Here is a 17,179-nt window from a genome sequence, read left to right as displayed (position 1 = left end):
GCGCGCAACGCGGGTGCGAGAGGGCGCTGGCGGGAGGCTGCGGGGCGCGCGCGAGGGTGGGGCCGGTCATGGCGCCGCGCCAACGCGAGTGCCCAGGGGTGGGCGTGCAGTTCCATCCACTGAGCGTGCTCACGCCCGAAGGGCCGCGGCGGGAGAGGAACTTCCTCGAGGGGCGGCTCTAGGCGGCCCTCGCACTCACCTCGACGAGGGGCGCCCCGGGTCCGCCCCCCCGGCGCCCCCGACCGTGTCCGTGAAGGGCCACCCATCATAGTTGATGGTGATCACGTAATCCGTGAAGGGTGCGCCGCTGTACGGCTGATTGGAGTACACCCTGGTCGTTTGTTCGCCGGGTGCGTCGTGCACCTCGACCACCCAGTTGATGGTGTCTTCCGGCTTCAGGCCGCTCGAGTCCGCGCACAGCGTGAAGGAGATGGGGAATGCTCGCGGCTTCTTCAAGACTGCGCGGGTCAAAGTCTTCGGCCTATCGACGCCGTCTGTCTTGACCAGCTCGAGATCGACCTGCGTTGCATCCTCGGCGCGAGTGTAGCGCTCCCCGACGGCGATCTGCCCCGAGGCGATGACGGGCAGTCCCTGGTCACACTCGGGGCTGCGCAGCTCTTGTGGCCCCTCCGGCTCCAGTGGCTCGAAGCCACAGCCGACCAGTGCGAGCACGACGAGCAACGGCGAGGAAGCTCTGAACATGGAGGCTCCGGGAGGTGAGGAACTCCCGCTTTCAGCAAGAGCTGCGCCGAGGCACCTACAGAGGTGACACGGGTCTCCAGAAGGCGCCGGCGCGACGCGAACCCCGACACGCCTGTCAGAGATGCCCCACCGCTCTGCATCTTCATGCTGCTCCCAGGCTCGTCCGTGAAGCCGTGAGCGCGGCGCGCCAGAAGTCGCTGGCAGGGCGATGCGGGGCCCGCGCATGCTCCGGGCCCCACGCACCCGGGAGGCACCCATGCGCGCCCTGCACTGCACCGAGCTGAGCGGACCCGATTCCCTGCGCCTCGTGGAGGTGCCCGCGCCGGACGCCTCGGGCGGGGTGCTCATCGATGTCGCGGCCGCGGGCGTGAGCTTCCCGGACCTGCTGCTCACCCAGGGCCGCTACCAGATGAAGCCGGAGCTGCCCTTCGTGCCGGGCGTGGAGGTGTCGGGCACCGTGCGCGAGGCGCCCGCGGGCTCGGGCTTCGACCCAGGTGACCGGGTGATGGCGCTCACCTGGCTCGGCGGCTTCGCGGAGCAGGTGGTCGCCGCGCCCGAGCAGGTGTTCCCGATTCCCGCCGACTGGAGCTTCGAGGAGGCCGCGGGCGTGGTGATGAACTACCACACGGCCCACTTCGCGCTGCACCGGCGCGGAGGCCTGCGCGCGGGAGAGACCGTGCTGGTGCACGGCGCTGCGGGTGGCGTGGGCACCGCGAGCGTGCAGGTGGCGCGCGGCGGCGGGGCGCGCGTGATTGCCGTGGTGAGCGACGAGCGCAAGGCCGAGGTCGCCCGGCGCGCCGGTGCACACGAGGTGGTGCTGTCCACCGGGAATTGGGTGGCCCAGGTGAAGTCGCTCACGCAGGGGCGCGGCGCGGACCTCGTGCTGGACCCGGTGGGTGGGGACGTGTTCGACCGCAGCCTCAAGGTGCTCGCCCCCGAGGCCCGCCTCCTCGTCGTGGGCTTCACCAGTGGGCGCATCCCCGAGGTCGCCGTGAACCGCCTGCTCCTCAAGAACGTGTCCGTGGTCGGCGTGGCGTGGGGGGCCCTTGCCGCGCAGGACCCCGCGCTCACGCCGCACATTGCCGCAGAGCTCGCGAAGCTCGCCGCCGCGGGCGTGGTGAGGCCGCTGGTGGGGAGCGTGTTTCCCTTCGAGCGGGGCGCGGAGGCACTGCGCGAGCTTCAGGAGCGGCGCGCAGTGGGCAAGGTCGTGCTGCGGGTGGCGGGGTAGGGCGAGATTCCCTCACCCCGACCCTCTCCCAGGGGAGAGGGAGGACACGGCCGCTACTGCTGCGGCCCGTGGCGCACGAGCTCGGCGAGCTCCTGCACGCGCTTGCGGGTGATGCCGCCCTTCTGCTCGTTCACGAGCGGGTGGTCCACCTGCTCGAGCTCCAGCACGGGGCGCTCGCCCACGGGCCGCGTGCGCAGCAGGCCCTGCAGCGCCACGGTGTCGCGCGCGTAGCCGGGCAGGCGCGTGGCGAGCAGCGCCGGGTAGCCGGGCTCCTTCTCGCGGCCCGACTTCTTCCACAGGTCGCTCATGCGCTTGAAGTCGTTCGGGTCCAGCGCCACCCACACCACCCACTCGAAGGGCACCTTCGAGTCCGCCACGGGCAGCAGCAGCCGCGCCTTCACGAAGTGGTGCTGCCCGTCGATGACGCACTGCTCGCCGCCCAGCACGCCGCGCTTGGCGCGGTCCGCCTCGGGGATGGTGCTCCAGGCGGTGGGAGCGGGGGCCTCGTAGGAGAAGGGGAGCTCCGCGTGTTGCTCGCGGCAGCGGGTGCACAGGTAGCCGGTCGTCATGGGCGGGCAGTCTAGGCGGGCAGGGAGCCCCCGTGGGGCGCCGCGTGAGGCCCCCTCGCTCGCGCGCCTCCCTGCCCCGGCGCCGAGGGGGCGGTGCGCCTGGGCGCGCGCTGCGGCCACTTCGGCGCACCCCAGGACCGGACTGCCGGGGCCCCTTTCCCCGCACATCCGCACACTGTTTCTTGCCGCCCGCCTGCTGGCCCAGAGGGGCGCCGCGCCAAGGGAGTGCGCGCGCTTGGAGCCAGCCGAGGGGGGATGCACCCGTGAGGACGAGGACGCTGCAGGGACTGAAGCTGTGGGGAGCCGCCGGCCTGGCGCTGGCCGTTGCGACGGGCGCTGCCGCCGCGCCGATCGACGGAGGCCTCGCCTTCCTGCAGCAGTACCGCGACCCGGAGACGGGCAGCTACGGCGCCTCGCTCGGCGAGGACCCGGCGCTCACCACCCCGGACGTGCTCGAGGCGCTGCGCGCCGTGGGCCAGGGCCAGGGCGAGCCCGCGCTGTGGGCCGAGCAGTACCTCACCCACCTGCCGGCCCAGGTGGACGCGGAGCTGGTGCTGCGCCAGCAGCTCGCGGTGGCGGGGCTCGCCCCCTACGTCGTCGCGCGCACGAGCCACGCGGACGGCTTCGACGCGCCGGACGCGCTGCACCTCGCGCTCACGCTGCGTGCGCTGCGCGGCCTGCCCCAGGCGACGTACGCGAGCTACTCCGCGCTCGCGTGGCAGCTCGCGCTCTCCGCGCGCCCCGATGGCTGCTACGCGTACGCGGACAACGGCGCCTCGGTGCCGCTCACCGCGGAGGTGGTGCTCGCGCTGCGCCACTTCACCCACGACGTGCTGGTGAACGGCGCCCTGCAGCACGCCCTCACCTGCATGAAGGCCGCGCAGGGAGCGGACGGCGCCTTCGGCACGCCGGATGCGACGGCCATGGCCGTGGTGGCGCTGGTGGGCGCGCCCGGCGACCACGCACAGGCCATTGCCCGCGCACGCGCGAACCTCGAGGGTCTGCAGGCGCTGGACGGCAGCTGGGCGGGCTCGGTGCGGCTCACCGCCATCGCGGTGCGCGCGCTCGCGAGCGCGAGCCCCGACTGGCGCGTGGTGCCGGACGAGTCGGGCCGCGGCGTGGTGCTGCTCAGCCCCACCGCGCCCCTGCAGGGGCAGCCCGTGCTCGCGAGCCTGGACGTGGAGAACCGCTCGGGCTTCGCCGCCCCGGCGGGCCGCGTGCGCTTCGTGGCCACGAGCGTCGCGGGCGGTGAGCCGGTGGTGCTCGCGGAGGCCGCGCTCGCGCAGCTTGCGGGCGGCGCGCGCACGCACGTGACGGCGAGCCTCCCCACCGATGGGCTCGAGGGCGCGTACACCGTGCAGGCGCTCGTGGACCCGGAGCGCAGCGTGGTGGAGTTCGACGAGCTGAACAACACGGCCTCCGCGCGCATGGAAGTGCAGCGCGGCTCGGACCTCAGCGTCTCCAACACCTCCCTCTCCTTCGTGCAGCAGAGCGGCACGCAGGTGCGGGTGGACGTCACCGTGCGCAACGTGGGCAGCACGCTCGCGCGCGACGTGGCGGTGGACGTGTACAAGGGCTCGGTGGGCGGGGTGCGCCTGGGCACGGCCACCGTGGCGGCGGGGCTCGCCTCCAACGCGAGCACCACCGTGTCGGTGCTCTGGGATGCCGCGGGGGCCAACGGCGCCACGGCCATCCACGCGGTGGTGGACCCGGCCAACGTGCTCGCCGAGCGCGACGAGACGAACAACGCGGCCTTCCGCTTCTACGATCCCGGCACCAGCCTCCCGGTGGACCTGGCCGTGGTGAGCGCGGGCATCACGCACGCGCCCGGAGAGGTGGGCGCGCGCCAGCCCTTCACGCTGCGCGTGCAGGTGACCAACCCCGGCGCCAACGACGCGAACCGCGTGGCAGTGGGCGTGTACGAGTCCGGCGGAGTGAGCACCCAGCCCCTGGGCCTGGTGGAGCTGCCCAGCGTGCCCGCGCGCGGGAGCGCTCAGGCGGAGCTGCAGCTCGCGCTGGAGAAGAGCACCAGCCTGCGCGTGGAGGTGGACCCCGAGCGCCGCCTCAACGACACCAACCGCAACAACAACTCCGCCACCCACAGCGTGAGCGTGAGCCTGCAGCCGGGCGTGGAGGTGGCGCTCGATCAGCTCAGCGCGAACCCCAGCAGCGCCAAGGCCGGGGAGACCTTCGCCCTCACCGCCACCGTGCGCAACAGCGGGCGCGAGCCGGTGAGCAGCAGCGTGGAGCTGGTGAACCAGGTGGACGGCCGGGTGTGGGCGCGGCTGCCGGTGCAGCTCGCCGGCGGGGACAGCGCGCGCGTGGACTTCGGCTCCCTGGTGCGCCCCGCGCAGGCCCCCTCGCTGCGCGCCTGCGTGGACGTGGAGAACGCGCTGCAGGAGCAGAACGAGAACGACAACTGCGCGGAGCTCACCGTCTCGCCCGAGGCCATCCAGCTCAGCCTGCAGCCCGAGGACCTGGCCTTCGCGCCCGCCGGCGCGGACGTGGGCGAGCGCGTGCACCTGAGCGCCACGGTGCACAACCGGGCGGCGACCGCCGGCAGCACCGTCGTGGAGTGGTGGCAGGGCCGCCCCGGCCTCTCCGAGGGGCGCAAGCTGGGCGAGAGCCCGCTCACCGTGCCCGCGAGCGGCAGCGCGAGCGCGAGCTTCGACTGGCTGCGCAAGGAGGGCCCGGTGGAGGTGTTCGCGAAGCTGACCCGCTTCAGCGCGCGCCAGCTGACCGACAGCACCACCGGCACCTTCGCCGGCCGCCACCTCTTCCTGCGCGAGCTGCTGAAGCTGGACCTGGGCCCCGCCTACGCGGGCGTGCGCTACGTGACGGGGCAGGAGGTGCGCGTGGGGCGCCTGCACCCGGGCGCGGCGCCGGACCTGGTGGTGGGCTACCGCGCGAGCGTGCCCGTGACGCTGGACCCCGCGGGCGTCTCGGGCGGCGTCGTCGTGTACGCGCCCACGGCGCAGGGCGGGCACACGCTGCGCTGGCGCCACCAGGCCCTGAGCATGCTGGACGACGTGGTGCTCGCGGACCTGGACGGTGACGGGCAGGGGGAGGTGGTGGTGGCCTCCGAGCGGCTCTCGGGCACCGCGCGCACCCAGCGCCTGAGCGTGCTGGACGCGGACGGGCAGGTGAAGTGGAGCCAGGACACCGTCTCCAACGCGGGGGCCTGCTGGCGCCGCCGGGCCACGCTCGGCCTCGCGGACCTGGACGCCGACGGCGTGAGCGACCTGGTGGACTACGACGGCGAGCGCCTGCGCGGCTTCTCGGGCAAGGACGGCCACGCGCTCGTGGACGCTGCTCCCGTGCCGGCCTCGTGCACCGGCAGCCCGGTGCGCGTGGATGCGCTGGACGTGGACGGCGACGGGGACGTGGAGCTGCTCGTCGCCGCGCAGCAGCTGTTCCTCACGGACCACCGCGGCAGCCTGCTGTGGAAGCGCGACGCGGTGAGCAGCGCGGGTGAGCACGCCATCGTGGACCTGGACCTGGACGGGCAGCCGGAGCTGGTCATCCCCGTGTACCGCGGCGCGCTCGAGGCCTACGACCTGCGCACCGGCAACCGCAAGTGGCAGGGCGTGGCCTACGAGGCCTCCGACCGCGGCATGCTCGCGGCCGCCCTGCGCCAGGACGGCCTGAGCTACCCGGCGGTGAGCAACAACTCGACGCAGCCGAACTTCGCGGCCTTCTCGCCCGAGCTGCAGACGCTGTGGAACACGCCCATCGTCCCCTTCGAGTCCACGGACGTGTCGGTGGCCTCGGCGGCGGACCTGCTGGGGCTCGGCCGCCCGCAGCTGCTGCCGCAGTCGCTCAACCGCGGCCTCTTCCTGCTGGACGGCCGCAGCGGCCGCCCCCTCACCGCCTTCCCCAGCCCCATGCCGGTGAGCGGCGGCGCCATCGACGGGGACCTCGCCTACAGCGACCGGCAGGTGCCGGTGGTGGCCGCGCTGGGCGCGGACGCCGAGGCGCGCGCCGAGGTGGTGGTCTCGCGCAGCAGCGACTGCCTCAACGGTGACGGCGCGGTGTGGGAGGCGAACCAGTTCCCGGTGTACGGCTGCAACCAGGTGCTCGTGTACGCGAGCCCGCACTGGAAGAAGCTGCCCAGCACCTGGCCTACGCGCAGCCTGCGCCGCGGTCAGGTGGGCGACGACCTGCGCGTGAGCCCGGACCTGCGCTGGTGGCTCAAGCCCGAGGGCAACACCTACAACCAGCAGTTCGACAAGGAGCCGAGCCGCCTGCTGGCGGACCTCGCGCTCGCCGCCACTCCGCTCACCGCGCTGCCCGCGCAGGGCCGCGTGGGCGCGCAGGTGCAGCTGACGGCGAACGTGCGCAACGTGGGCGGGCTCAGCGCCTCCGACGTGCGCGTGGTGTTCTACGACGGTGACCCCGCGCAGGGCGGCAAGCGCCTGGGCGAGGCGCGCGCCGCGGGGCCGCTCGCTCCGCGCACCGGCCAGGCGGCGGCGAGCCTCCTCTGGGACGCGTACCCGGAGGGCGAGCACCGCATCTGGGCCGTGGTGAACCCCGAGGAGGCCGAGGGCGCCATCGAGGAGTCCGGCCACGAGAACAACACCGCCTCCTTCCGCCTCTTCGTGGGCGCGGGCACCGCGGTGTGCGACCTCGCGCTGGACGCCGCGAGCCTGCAGGCGAGCCCCGCCGCTCCGGCCGCGGGCGCTCCGGTGTCCCTCGCCGCGAGCGTGCGCAACGTGGGCCAGCAGGCCTGCGCCGCGAGCGCGCTCGAGGTGAAGGGCCAGGGCCGCACGGCGCTGCCGGCGCTCGCTGCCGGTGAGGCCGCGCGCGTGGCGGTGCAGCTCACCGCGCTGCCCTCGCAGCGCCAGCTGCAGCTCGCCGCCGACCCCGAGGGGCTCGCGCTGGACGGCGACCGCTCGAACAACCAGGCCGTCTTCCTGCTGGACGTCGCGGACGCACAGCTTCCGGACCTCGTCGCCCAGCTCGTGTCGCTCAGCCCCCGCTCGGCCCGCGAGGGTGAGCGCGTGAGCGTGCAGGCCACCGTGCGCAACCAGGGCGCGAGCGCGCCCGCCGCGGCCTACCGCTTCGTGATGGACGGCGCCGTGGTGCAGGAGGGCGTGCTGCCCGCGCTGCTGGACGGCGAGTCGGTGGCGCTCTCGGCCGAGCTGAGCGCGCCCTCCGCGAGCAACCAGGTGCTGCTGGAGGTGGACCCGGCGGACCAGGTGCCGGAGTTCCTCGAGACGAACAACCGCGCGGCGCTGCCGCTCGCCGTGGAGGCCTCGGGCCTCGCGCTCGCGGTGGCGGCGAATCCCGCCTCCGCGGGCCCGGAGACGGCGATCGCGGGCGAGGTGCAGCTGACCAACGTGCTGCCTTCCGCGCGGGAGGTGTGGCTCAGCGCCCGGGCGCTCGCCGAGGACGGCACCGTGCTGGGCACGCTGCTGCCCGCGACGCAGCTGCTGCTCGAGCCCCAGGGCGGCGCCCGGCAGCCGCTCTCCTGGAACACGGGCCGGCTGCCCCCGGGCACCTACCGCCTCGTCGCCGAGGCGACGGAGAGCGGGCGCCTGCTCGCGCGCGCCGAGGCGCGCGTGGCGGTGACGGGCGCAGCGGGCGCGAGCACCGAGGTGGTGACGGACCGCGGCGTGTACGCCCCCGGCCGCGACGTGCTCATCAGCCAGCGCACCAGCAACCTGAGCCTCAACACCTGGCTCAACGGCGCCACCGTGCGGGTGACGGTGCGCGATGCCGCAGGCGCGCAGCTGCTCGCCTCCACGCGCCCTGTGCCGCCGCTGCCGCCCGCGGGCCACTTCGACACGAACGAGCTCTTCGCCCTCTCCGCGAGCCTCCCGCCCGGCACGTACACCGTGCAGGCCGAGGTGCGCGATGCGCAGGGTGGGGTGATGGACTCGCGCGAGGCCACCTTCGCGCTGCAGTACGCGGCCGAGGAGACCGTGCGCGCGGCCGTGAGCGTGCGCTCGCCCTTCCCGCTGGGCCCGACGCTCCCCGTGAAGGTGACGCTGAGCAACACGGGCGCGCTGCCGGTGGCGGGCCGCACGCTGAAGGTGCGGCTGCTGGATGCCGCGGCGCTCGCCGAGCAGGGCGCGGCCGCGCAGGGCGTGGACGTGCCCGCGGGTGGCACGGCGGTGAGCACCCTGAGCGTGCCCACCGCGGCCGTCACCGAGGGACAGAAGCTGCTGGTGGTGGAGCTGGACGGGCGCACGCTGGAGCGCGTGCTCGTCTCCGCCGCGCTGCACGTGGACACCACGCCCCCCACCATCCGGGTGGCGGGCGTGAGCGACGGCCAGGCGACGAACGCCGCCGCCGTCACTCCGGACGTGCAGGTGGAGGACGAGAGCCGCTTCAGCGCCCTGATGACGCTGGACGGCCTGCCGTACGCGAACGGCACCCCGGTGAGCGCCGAGGGCACGCACGTGCTCGCGGTGGAGGCGGTGGACGTGGAGGGCAACGCCAGCGAGCTGCAGCTGCGCTTCACGCTGGATCGCCAGGCGCCCGCGCTGCTGCTCGCAGGCGTGGCCCAGGGCGCGGTGGTGCACGGCCCGGTGACGCTCACCTTCAGCGCGAGCGACGCGCTGAGCGTCACGCTGAAGTCCACGCTGGATGGCACGGGGGACTTCTCCTCGGGCACGAGCGTGTCGGCCGAAGGCGACCACCTGTGGACCGTGACGGCGACGGATGCGGCGGGCAACAGCGCCACCGCCTCGCGCGCCTTCGCGCTCGACACCACCCCGCCCACCCTGCAGGTGGCCGGCGTGAGCGCAGGTGCCTCCTACCGCCTGCCCGTGCAGCCCACGGTGCAGGTGACGGATGCGCACCCGGGCACCACCACGGTGCGCGTGGACGGCAGCCCCCTCGCCCCCGGCGCGCAGGTGTCCGCCGAGGGCCCCCACACCCTCGAGGTGGAGGCGCTGGATGCGGCGGGCAACCGCACGGCCCAGCAGCTCGCCTTCACGCTGGACTTCACCCTGCCCGAGCTGAACGTCACGGGCGTGAGCGAGGGCCAGGTGGCCGAGGGCTTCACCATCACCTTCGCCGCCACGGACGCGGCGCTGCTGGGCGTCTCCGCGACGCTGGACGGGAGCCCCTTCAACAGCGGTGACACGGTGAGCGCCCCGGGCGCCCACGAGCTGCGGGTGCGCGCCGAGGACCGCGCGGGCAACGTGCGGGAGCAGCGCATCGGCTTCACCGTCAAGGGCGGCACGCTGCCGCGCTTCGACTACGCGGTGTGTGCGCTCAACAACCTGGCCATCAAGGACCGGGCCAACCTGAGCGCGGCGGAGCCGGGGCAGAAGGCGAGCGCGGGGGCCAACGGTGCGGCCAACATCCTGAGCACTGCGCACCTGGGCGGCGACTTCGTCGTGGGCGGCAGCCTCTCGCTGCAGGGCGCGAGCGGGGTGGACGGGCGCGCCTACTACGGCAACCAGCTCGCCGTGGCGCGCACCGCGAAGCTGGCGCTGGGCTCCGAGCGGGTGACGCCGGCGCCCAGCCCCTGCGGCTGCGGCTACGACGTGCAGGCGGCGATGCTGCGCGTGCGCGAGAGCAACGACAACGCGAAGCTGCAGACCCTGCCCGAGAGCAGCAAGTGGCTGTGGTGGGACGGCGGCCTCGTGGTGCGCGGCAAGCGCACGCTGCTGCTGCCCTCGGGGCGCTACTTCCTGCCCTACGTGTGGGTGGACGGCACTTCCACCCTCGGCGCCGCACCGGGCGCGCACGTGGAGCTCTACGTGGAGGGCAGCTTCGCCGTCAGCGGAGACTCGCGGCTGCAGGCGCGTCCCGCCGAGGGCAGCAGCCTGGTGCTGGTGTCCGCGGCAGACCTCGAGCGCAATGGCGACTACGTCACCGTGCCCCACGCAGGCGACATCGCGCTGCAGGTCTACGCGCCCACCGCCAACCTCGACCTCGCGAGCAACGGCCGCATCTTCGGCGCGGTGGTCGCCAACGAGGTGGCCGTGCGCGGCAGCCAGGCCCTGGTGCAGACGCCCGCAGCGCCCGCAGGCGCCCCGCGGCTGCGCTGCGAGTAGCTCCCCTCCCTTCTCCCACCTTCCTGTGGGCGCCCCCGCTCCCGAGCGGGCGGGGGCGCCCCAGCTCCCCACACAGAGGCAGCGCCATGTTCAATCGCAAGACGGCCAGCTTCCGGGCCCTGACGTCCACCCTCGCAGTCCTCACCACCCTCTTCCTCAGCGGCCAGCCCCTCTCGCAGGCGCTCGCCGCCGAGCGCGCCCAGCGCCAGTCCCTGGCCGAGGCGGCGCAGCAGCTGGGCCTCTCGCCCGCGCAGCTCGCGGACCCCGAGGCCTACTTCGCCCAGCAGCGCAGCGAGGCCACCGCGCGGCGCAAGGCGGCGCTGGACGAGGCGCGCACCTACGCCCAGGCGCAGGTGCAGCAGCAGCGGCTCGCCCGCGCGAAGGCCGAGGCCCAGCGCGTGGGCGCCGCCGACCCCGACGCGCCCGTGCTGCGCGCCCTCGCCGAGGCGCGCGCGCAGCGCCTGAGCGACGCGCAGACGCAGGCGAAGCTCGCGGCGCTCAATGCCCCCGGGCTCGGCGAGGCCCTGCGCCGCGGCGCCCCGCGCCCGCCGGAGCGCTCGTTTGCGCCCTCGCGCGCCCAGCAGCTCAAGGTGCAGCAGCGCACGCCGCGGCTCGCCCCGCGCCACGGCGCGCTCACCCCGCAGCTGCGCGAGCTCTACGCCGAGGCACAGGGCGGGCAGACCTGGGTGGAGCAGTGGAACGGCGCGCTGGTGCCGGTGCAGGACGTGCTGCAGGGCCACGGCGCGCCGCGCGTGCAGGTGGCCTCGTACGGGGCCGGTGCGCTCGCGGGTGTGATGGCCGCGCTGCCCACCCCGGCGGACGAGGACCTCGCCCAGACGCCCGAGACGCTGCAGACGGAGGAGGTGAAGGCCCTGGCCGCGAAGCTCGGCGGCACGCCGCTCGCGCTCTACAACTGGGTGCACACCCGCGTGGAGCCGGAGCTGTACTACGGCAGCAAGAAGGGCGCCGCGGCGACGCTGGCGGAGGCGCGCGGCAACGACTTCGACCAGGCCTCGCTGCTCATCGCGCTCCTGCGCGCCTCGGGCGTGCCGGCGCGCTACGAGTACGGCGCGGTGCGCCTCTCCGCGGCGCAGGCCCAGTCGCTCACGGGCCTGGAGGCCCCCGCGCTCGCCGCCTCGCTGATGAGCCGCGCGGGCATCCCCGCGCAGGTGACGGAGGACGGCAAGGGCGTGCTCGCGGAGCGCGCGTGGGTGCGCGCCTTCGTCTCCTACGGCCAGTACCGCGGCGGAGGCACGGGCGGCGGCAGCGGCGCGGAGAGGCTGTGGGTGCGCCTCGACCCCGGCCTCAAGCGCATGGCCTACACCCAGCGGGTGAACCTGCGCGGCCTGGTGACCTTCGACTTCGACGCCTACCTCTCCGGCACGAAGGCCGAGACGCCCCTGGACGTGTTCGAAGCGCAGCTGCTCGCGGCCGCGCAGGCGAAGAACCTGTGCAACACGCTGGATGACGCCCTGCTGCACGCGCAGATGGTGCAGGAGCCCTTGCGCCTCCTGCCCGCGGAGCACCCGGCGAAGGTGGAGCAGAGCCTGCTGCTCTTCTCCCGGCCCCCCGAGAACATGCGCCACTTCGTGGACCTCACCCTGGACGGGCAGGCGCAGCGCTTCGAGATGGCGGAGCTCGAGGGGCGCTCGCTCTCCCTGCGCTACCCCGGTGCGACCCCGGCGGACGAGGCGCGCATCAGCCAGGCCGGGGGCCTCGAGAACGTGGCTCCCTACCAGGTGAAGGTGGCGCCCTCCCTGCGCGTGGACGGCGTGGAGGTGCGCCGCTTCGCCCCCGTGATGCCCGGCATCACCCAGAGCCTCACCGTGCGCACCACGCTGCCCGGCACCAGCCCCGCGCTCTCCGCGCACCAGCCCATCGCGGGCTCGGTGTACGCGCTGGGCTCGGTGGGTGGCACGCCCACGGCCGAGCGCATCACCCAGCTGCGCCAGCAGGCGACGGACGCGAAGGGCGAGGAGCGCGAGGACGCGCAGGCGCAGCTCGCGCTCGCGCGCTACGCGCAGTCGCTCAACACTGCGAGCCGCCGCATCACCGGCATGCAGGGCCACGTGGTGGTGCCGCTCGCGGTGGAGGGCATGGCGGGGCGCGACCTCAAGGTGGCCACGGGCGGCAGCAGCAACGGCACGCCGGTGGCGCTCGCGCGCGGCCTCTACGTGCTGGACGTGAACTTCTACCAGGCGCTGCTCAGCCGTGACGCGGACAGCTCGGGCATCCCCGCGCTGCTGCGCCTCATCGGGCACCAGGGCAGCGCGCTCGAGCACAAGACGTGGGAGGAGACGCTGAGCACCCCCAGCGTGTCCGCGGTGCGCACGCTGCAGGCCGCCGCGAGCCAGGGCGTGAAGGTGTACCACCTGAGCGGCGCGCACCCCGCCGGGCGCGATGCGCTCACGGGCTACCCGCAGGACACGCTCTCGCACGTGGACGAGGCGCTGGCCGCCGGCTGGCGCGTCACCATCCCCGAGCGCCCGGTGAACTACCTGCAGTACACGCAGCAGATCGGCTACATCCTGGAGAACCCGGTGACGGGGGAGGGCGGCTACCGCATCGGGCAGCTGCTCAACGGCGGCGCGTCCACCGGCCCCAGCCCCACGCCGGAGTCCGGCTGCAACGCCTGCGGCTCCTCGGAGGAGGTGGACAACTCCCGCGTGGACATGGCGAGCGGCAACTGGCGCGAGTACTTCGTGGACCTGAAGCTGCCCAACCTGCGCCTGCCCCTCCTGCTGCAGCGCACCTACGCGAGCCGCGCGCGCGGCCTGACGGACCTGGGCTACGGGTGGATCTCCACCTACGGCGTCTTCCTGCGCCCCGAGGCCGACGGCGACGTCACCTACGTGCAGGACGACTGGCGGGAGATCCGCTTCGACCGCCAGGCGAACGGCACCTTCGTCACCCCCGCGGGCCAGTTCTTCGCGCTCGCCGCAGTGGCGGGCGGCGGCTGGAACCTGCGCTCCACGGACGGCGTGCAGTTCGACTTCGATGCGGCGGGCCGCCTCACCCGCATGCAGAACGCGAGCGGCCACAAGGCCACGCTCGTGTATGCGGGCGGCCTGCTCGCGCAGGTGCTGGACACCCACGGCCAGCCGGCCCTCACCTTCACGCACGTGGGCAGCAAGCTCACCGAGGTGAAGGACCGCGCGGGCCGCAGCGTGCGCTACGCGTACGAGGGCGACGCGCTGGTGGCCGCCACGGACGCCACCGGCGAGACCGAGCGCTACGAGTACGACGGGGACCTGAACCTCACCGCGCGCGTGGACAAGCGCGGCAAGCGCTACCAGAACTTCTACGACTTCCAGGACCGGTGGATCGGCAGCCGCAACCCGCTGGGCGAGCAGACCAGCGCGACCTACGACGCCGTGAAGCGCGCCAGCGTGTACACGGACCGCAACGGCGGGCAGTGGGTGCGCTACCACAACGCGGACGGCAACCCCGTCGCGGTGGTGGACCCGCTGGGCAACCGCACCGAGAACACCTGGCAGGGGGGCCTGCTGCGTACCCAGAAGGACGCGCGCGGCGGCCTCACCCAGACCACGTACGACGCGCGCGGCAACGTGCTGAGCATCAAGGACCCCACCGGCGCACTCTCCACCTGGAGCTACGACTCCACCTTCAGCGTGGTGCGCACCCAGACGCTCGCGGGCCAGAGCGCGGTGTTCCTCACCTACGACAGCGCGGGGCGACTGAAGACCCGCGCCGAGGCGGGCCAGACCACGAGCTACACCTATGACGCGCGCGGGATGCTGGAGACCGTGACCGCGCCGGGCAACGCGGTGGAGCGCTTCACGTACACGCCCGAGGGGCGCGTGGAGACGTACACCAGCCCGGACAGCAAGGTCACCCGCATGGCCTACGACCCCGCGGGCTTCCTCACCTCCCGCACGGACCCGCTGCAGGGCGTGGAGCGCTTCGAGCCGGACGCGCTGGGCCGCATCAAGGCCCACGTGGACCCGGCGGGCGTGCGCACCGAGTACGAGTACGACGCCGCGGGCCACCGCACCGCGATGGTGCAGGGCACGGCGCGCACCACCTTCGAGTTCGACGCCGGCGGGCGCATGGTGAAGCGCACCGAGCCCACGGGCGCCGTCACCCGCTACGAGTACGACGGCGAGGGCCGCATGCGGGCGCAGGTGGACCCGCGCGGCGGGCGCACCGTCTGGACGCGCGACCCGCTGGGCCGCGTGGTGGAGACGGTGGAGCCGGACGGCGCGCGCAACACGCAGCTGTACTGCGCGAACGCGAGCGTCGGCGCGCAGCCCTGCGCCAGCGTGGATGCGCTGGGCAACGTGACCCAGGCGGAGCTGGACGCAGCGGGCCGCATCACCCGCGTGGTGGACCCGCTCGGCCGGCTCACCGCCCGCACCTTCGACGCGGGCGGCCGCCTCACCAGTGAGAGCGGCCCGGGCATGGCCCAGGTCACCTACGGCTACGATACCTGGGGGCGCATCGAGTCCGCCGCGAGCCCGCTGCTCAGCGTGAGCTACGGCTACGACGCGCGCGGCAACCGCTCGGACGTGCGCGCGGGCGGCCAGAACACCCATCGCGTGTACGATCTCGCCAACCGCGTGGTCAGTGACGTGAACCCGCTGGGCCGCGAGACCCGCTACGGCTACGACGACGCGGGCCGCCCCCAGACGCGCACGGATGCGAGCGGCCAGGTGCACACCCGCGTGTACGACGCCGCGGGCCGCCTGAAGGAGCGCCGCTTCGACGACGGCACCGTCTACACCTTCGACTACGACGCGCACGGCAACCGCACCCTCGAGCGCACCCCCAGCCACGAGCGCCACCTGAAGTACGACGCGGTGGACCGCCTCACCCGCGTGGAGGACGTCACCCTGGGCAGCGTCATCGAGTACGCGTACGACGCCGCGGGCAACCGCACGAAGATGACGGTGGACGGCGTGGCCACGACCTACGCGTACGACGCGGACAACCGCCTGGTGCGCATGACGGACGCGGCCGGCCGCGCCACCACCTTCGGCTACGACGCCCTGGGCCGCCGCGCCTGGGTGAGCCGCCCCAACGGCGTGCGCTCGGTATACACCTACGACGCCGCAGGCCAGCTGCTCTCGCTGGTGCACACCCGCGGGGACGCGGCGCTCGCGGGCTTCGCGTACACCTACAACGCGGACGGCACGCTCGCGAGCAAGCGCAGCGTGGACGGCAGCCTCGAGACCTACGGCTACGACGAGGCGCTGCGCCTCACCTCGGTGTCCTACGGCAACGGCCGCAAGGTGAGCTACACCCTCACCGCGCAAGGCACGCGGCAGGCCATGGCGGACATGAGCGGCGTGCTCAACGGCGCGCCCCAGACCCGCACCACCACGTACACGAACAACACCTTCAACCAGGTCACCGCGCTGACCAGCTCCGGAGCGGGCGGCGCCACCAGCAGCACCGCCTTCGCCTACGACCCGGACGGCAACCTGAGCACCGAGACCACCGGCACCCAGGTGCGCCGCCACGTGTACGACCGCGAGGACCGCCTGCGCGAGCTGCAGCTGCCGGACGGCACGAAGTACCAGTACACCTACGATGCGAACGGCCAGCGCGTCTCGCAGCAGTCCCCGCAGGCCACCCAGCGCTACCTCACCGACGGCGTGAGCGTGCTCGCGGAGCTGGACGGGGCGGGCGCCACGCGCACCCGCTACCTCAGCCACCCGCAGGCCATCGACGAGCTGCTCTCCTTCGAGCAGGCGGGCAGCGTCTACTTCCCGCTCGCGGACGCGCTGGGCAGCATCTACGCCGTCACGGACGCGAGCGGCCGCGTGGTGAAGAGCTACGGCTACGACGCCTTCGGCGAGCGCACGAGCAGCACGAGCGGGGGCCCGCAGCTGGCGCTGGGCTTCATGGGCCGCGAGCACGACGCGAGCGGCCTGCGCTACCACCGCGACCGCTACGCGAGCCCGGCCCTGGGCCGCTGGACCCAGCCGGACCGGCGCGGCATGGCGGACGGCTTCAACCTCTACGCGTTCGCGCGCGGCAACCCCGTCTCCGGCCGCGACCCCTTCGGCTTCGACACGGAGATGATCATCTGGCAGCCCGTCTACGCCATCGAGCACTACAAGTCCGCGGGCGGCCACGTCTCCATGCGCATCAACGACATGTCCTACTCCTGGGAGACGGGCGGCATGAAGAAGCCCATCCCCTTCTCCGAGTACCTGGAGGCGCAGAAGTACCGCGAGGGCAACGGCTACATCCTGGACTTCACCCCGCTGCAAGAGTCGCAGCTGGAGTACACGCTGCTCGAGAGCACCGACTTCAACGAGCCGGACGCCATCTTCGGTGTGTACAACCTCATCACGCGCAACTGCGGGCAGATCGCGAGCCGCAGCCTCTACCGCGCGGGCCTGAGCGAGAAGCTGCCCTGGTACGACGTGCACCCCAACGACGTGGAGTCGTGGATCCAGGGCCAGCCCTTCGTCATCGGCAGCACCTACTACCCGCAGCGCGAGTTCGAGATCGGCCTCGTGCAGAGCGTGCAGATGTACCTGACGGACGTGATCAGCGGCGGCTACTTCTGGAGCGCCGGAGACCCCTACCTCCTGTTCTAGGCCGCGGGCCCTGACGCACCGGGCCATGGCGCCCCGGTCCCACGAATGGGACCGGGGCGCCGTGCTTTCTGGCGAGCAGGGCGGGAACAAGGCTCT

General features: G+C 73.7%; 5 protein-coding genes. 3 read left to right on the top strand and 2 right to left on the bottom strand.

Annotated elements, in window-relative coordinates:
• Nucleotides 1–195: 195 nt before the first annotated feature.
• Entirely contained in the window at nucleotides 196–702 is a 507-nt protein-coding gene (locus FGE12_RS07515) for a hypothetical protein (protein WP_153865710.1), read from the bottom strand.
• A 256-nt stretch (nucleotides 703–958) separates the two neighbouring features.
• Here FGE12_RS07515 and FGE12_RS07510 point away from each other — a divergent pair, with 256 nt between their 5' ends.
• Nucleotides 959–1,930 (top strand): NADPH:quinone oxidoreductase family protein, encoded by a 972-nt coding sequence (locus FGE12_RS07510; RefSeq protein ID WP_153865709.1) that lies wholly within the window; start codon nucleotides 959–961, stop codon nucleotides 1,928–1,930.
• 53 nt (nucleotides 1,931–1,983) lie between these two features.
• Here FGE12_RS07510 and FGE12_RS07505 read toward each other — a convergent pair whose 3' ends face one another.
• Entirely contained in the window at nucleotides 1,984–2,499 is a 516-nt protein-coding gene (locus tag FGE12_RS07505; protein WP_153865708.1) for a DUF2199 domain-containing protein, read from the bottom strand.
• Nucleotides 2,500–2,762: 263 nt separating this feature from the next.
• Between FGE12_RS07505 and FGE12_RS07500 the strand changes: the two genes are divergently transcribed.
• Both FGE12_RS07500 and FGE12_RS07495 read left to right on the top strand, forming a co-directional pair.
• The gene (locus FGE12_RS07500; protein ID WP_153865707.1) at nucleotides 2,763–10,511 is read left to right on the top strand and encodes a CARDB domain-containing protein; all 7,749 of its coding nucleotides are present in this window, start codon (nucleotides 2,763–2,765) and stop codon (nucleotides 10,509–10,511) included.
• Between the two features lie 86 nt (nucleotides 10,512–10,597).
• The gene (locus FGE12_RS07495) at nucleotides 10,598–17,083 is read left to right on the top strand and encodes an RHS repeat-associated core domain-containing protein (RefSeq protein ID WP_153865706.1); all 6,486 of its coding nucleotides are present in this window, start codon (nucleotides 10,598–10,600) and stop codon (nucleotides 17,081–17,083) included.
• Nucleotides 17,084–17,179 lie beyond the last annotated feature (96 nt).

Origin of the sequence: Aggregicoccus sp. 17bor-14 (genome assembly GCF_009659535.1) — a bacterium.
Lineage (GTDB): Bacteria > Myxococcota > Myxococcia > Myxococcales > Myxococcaceae > Aggregicoccus.
Note: the sequence above shows the minus strand (reverse complement) of the source record. Positions and strands in the feature narration are given on the sequence as shown.

Bases quoted from the DNA above. Each gene is read 5' to 3' on its own strand.
- FGE12_RS07515 (WP_153865710.1), bottom strand. From the start codon at position 702: ATGTTCAGAGCTTCCTCGCCGTTGCTCGTCGTGCTCGCACTGGTCGGC.
- FGE12_RS07505 (WP_153865708.1), bottom strand. From the start codon at position 2,499: ATGACGACCGGCTACCTGTGCACCCGCTGCCGCGAGCAACACGCGGAG.
- FGE12_RS07510 (WP_153865709.1), top strand. From the start codon at position 959: ATGCGCGCCCTGCACTGCACCGAGCTGAGCGGACCCGATTCCCTGCGC.
- FGE12_RS07495 (WP_153865706.1), top strand. From the start codon at position 10,598: ATGTTCAATCGCAAGACGGCCAGCTTCCGGGCCCTGACGTCCACCCTC.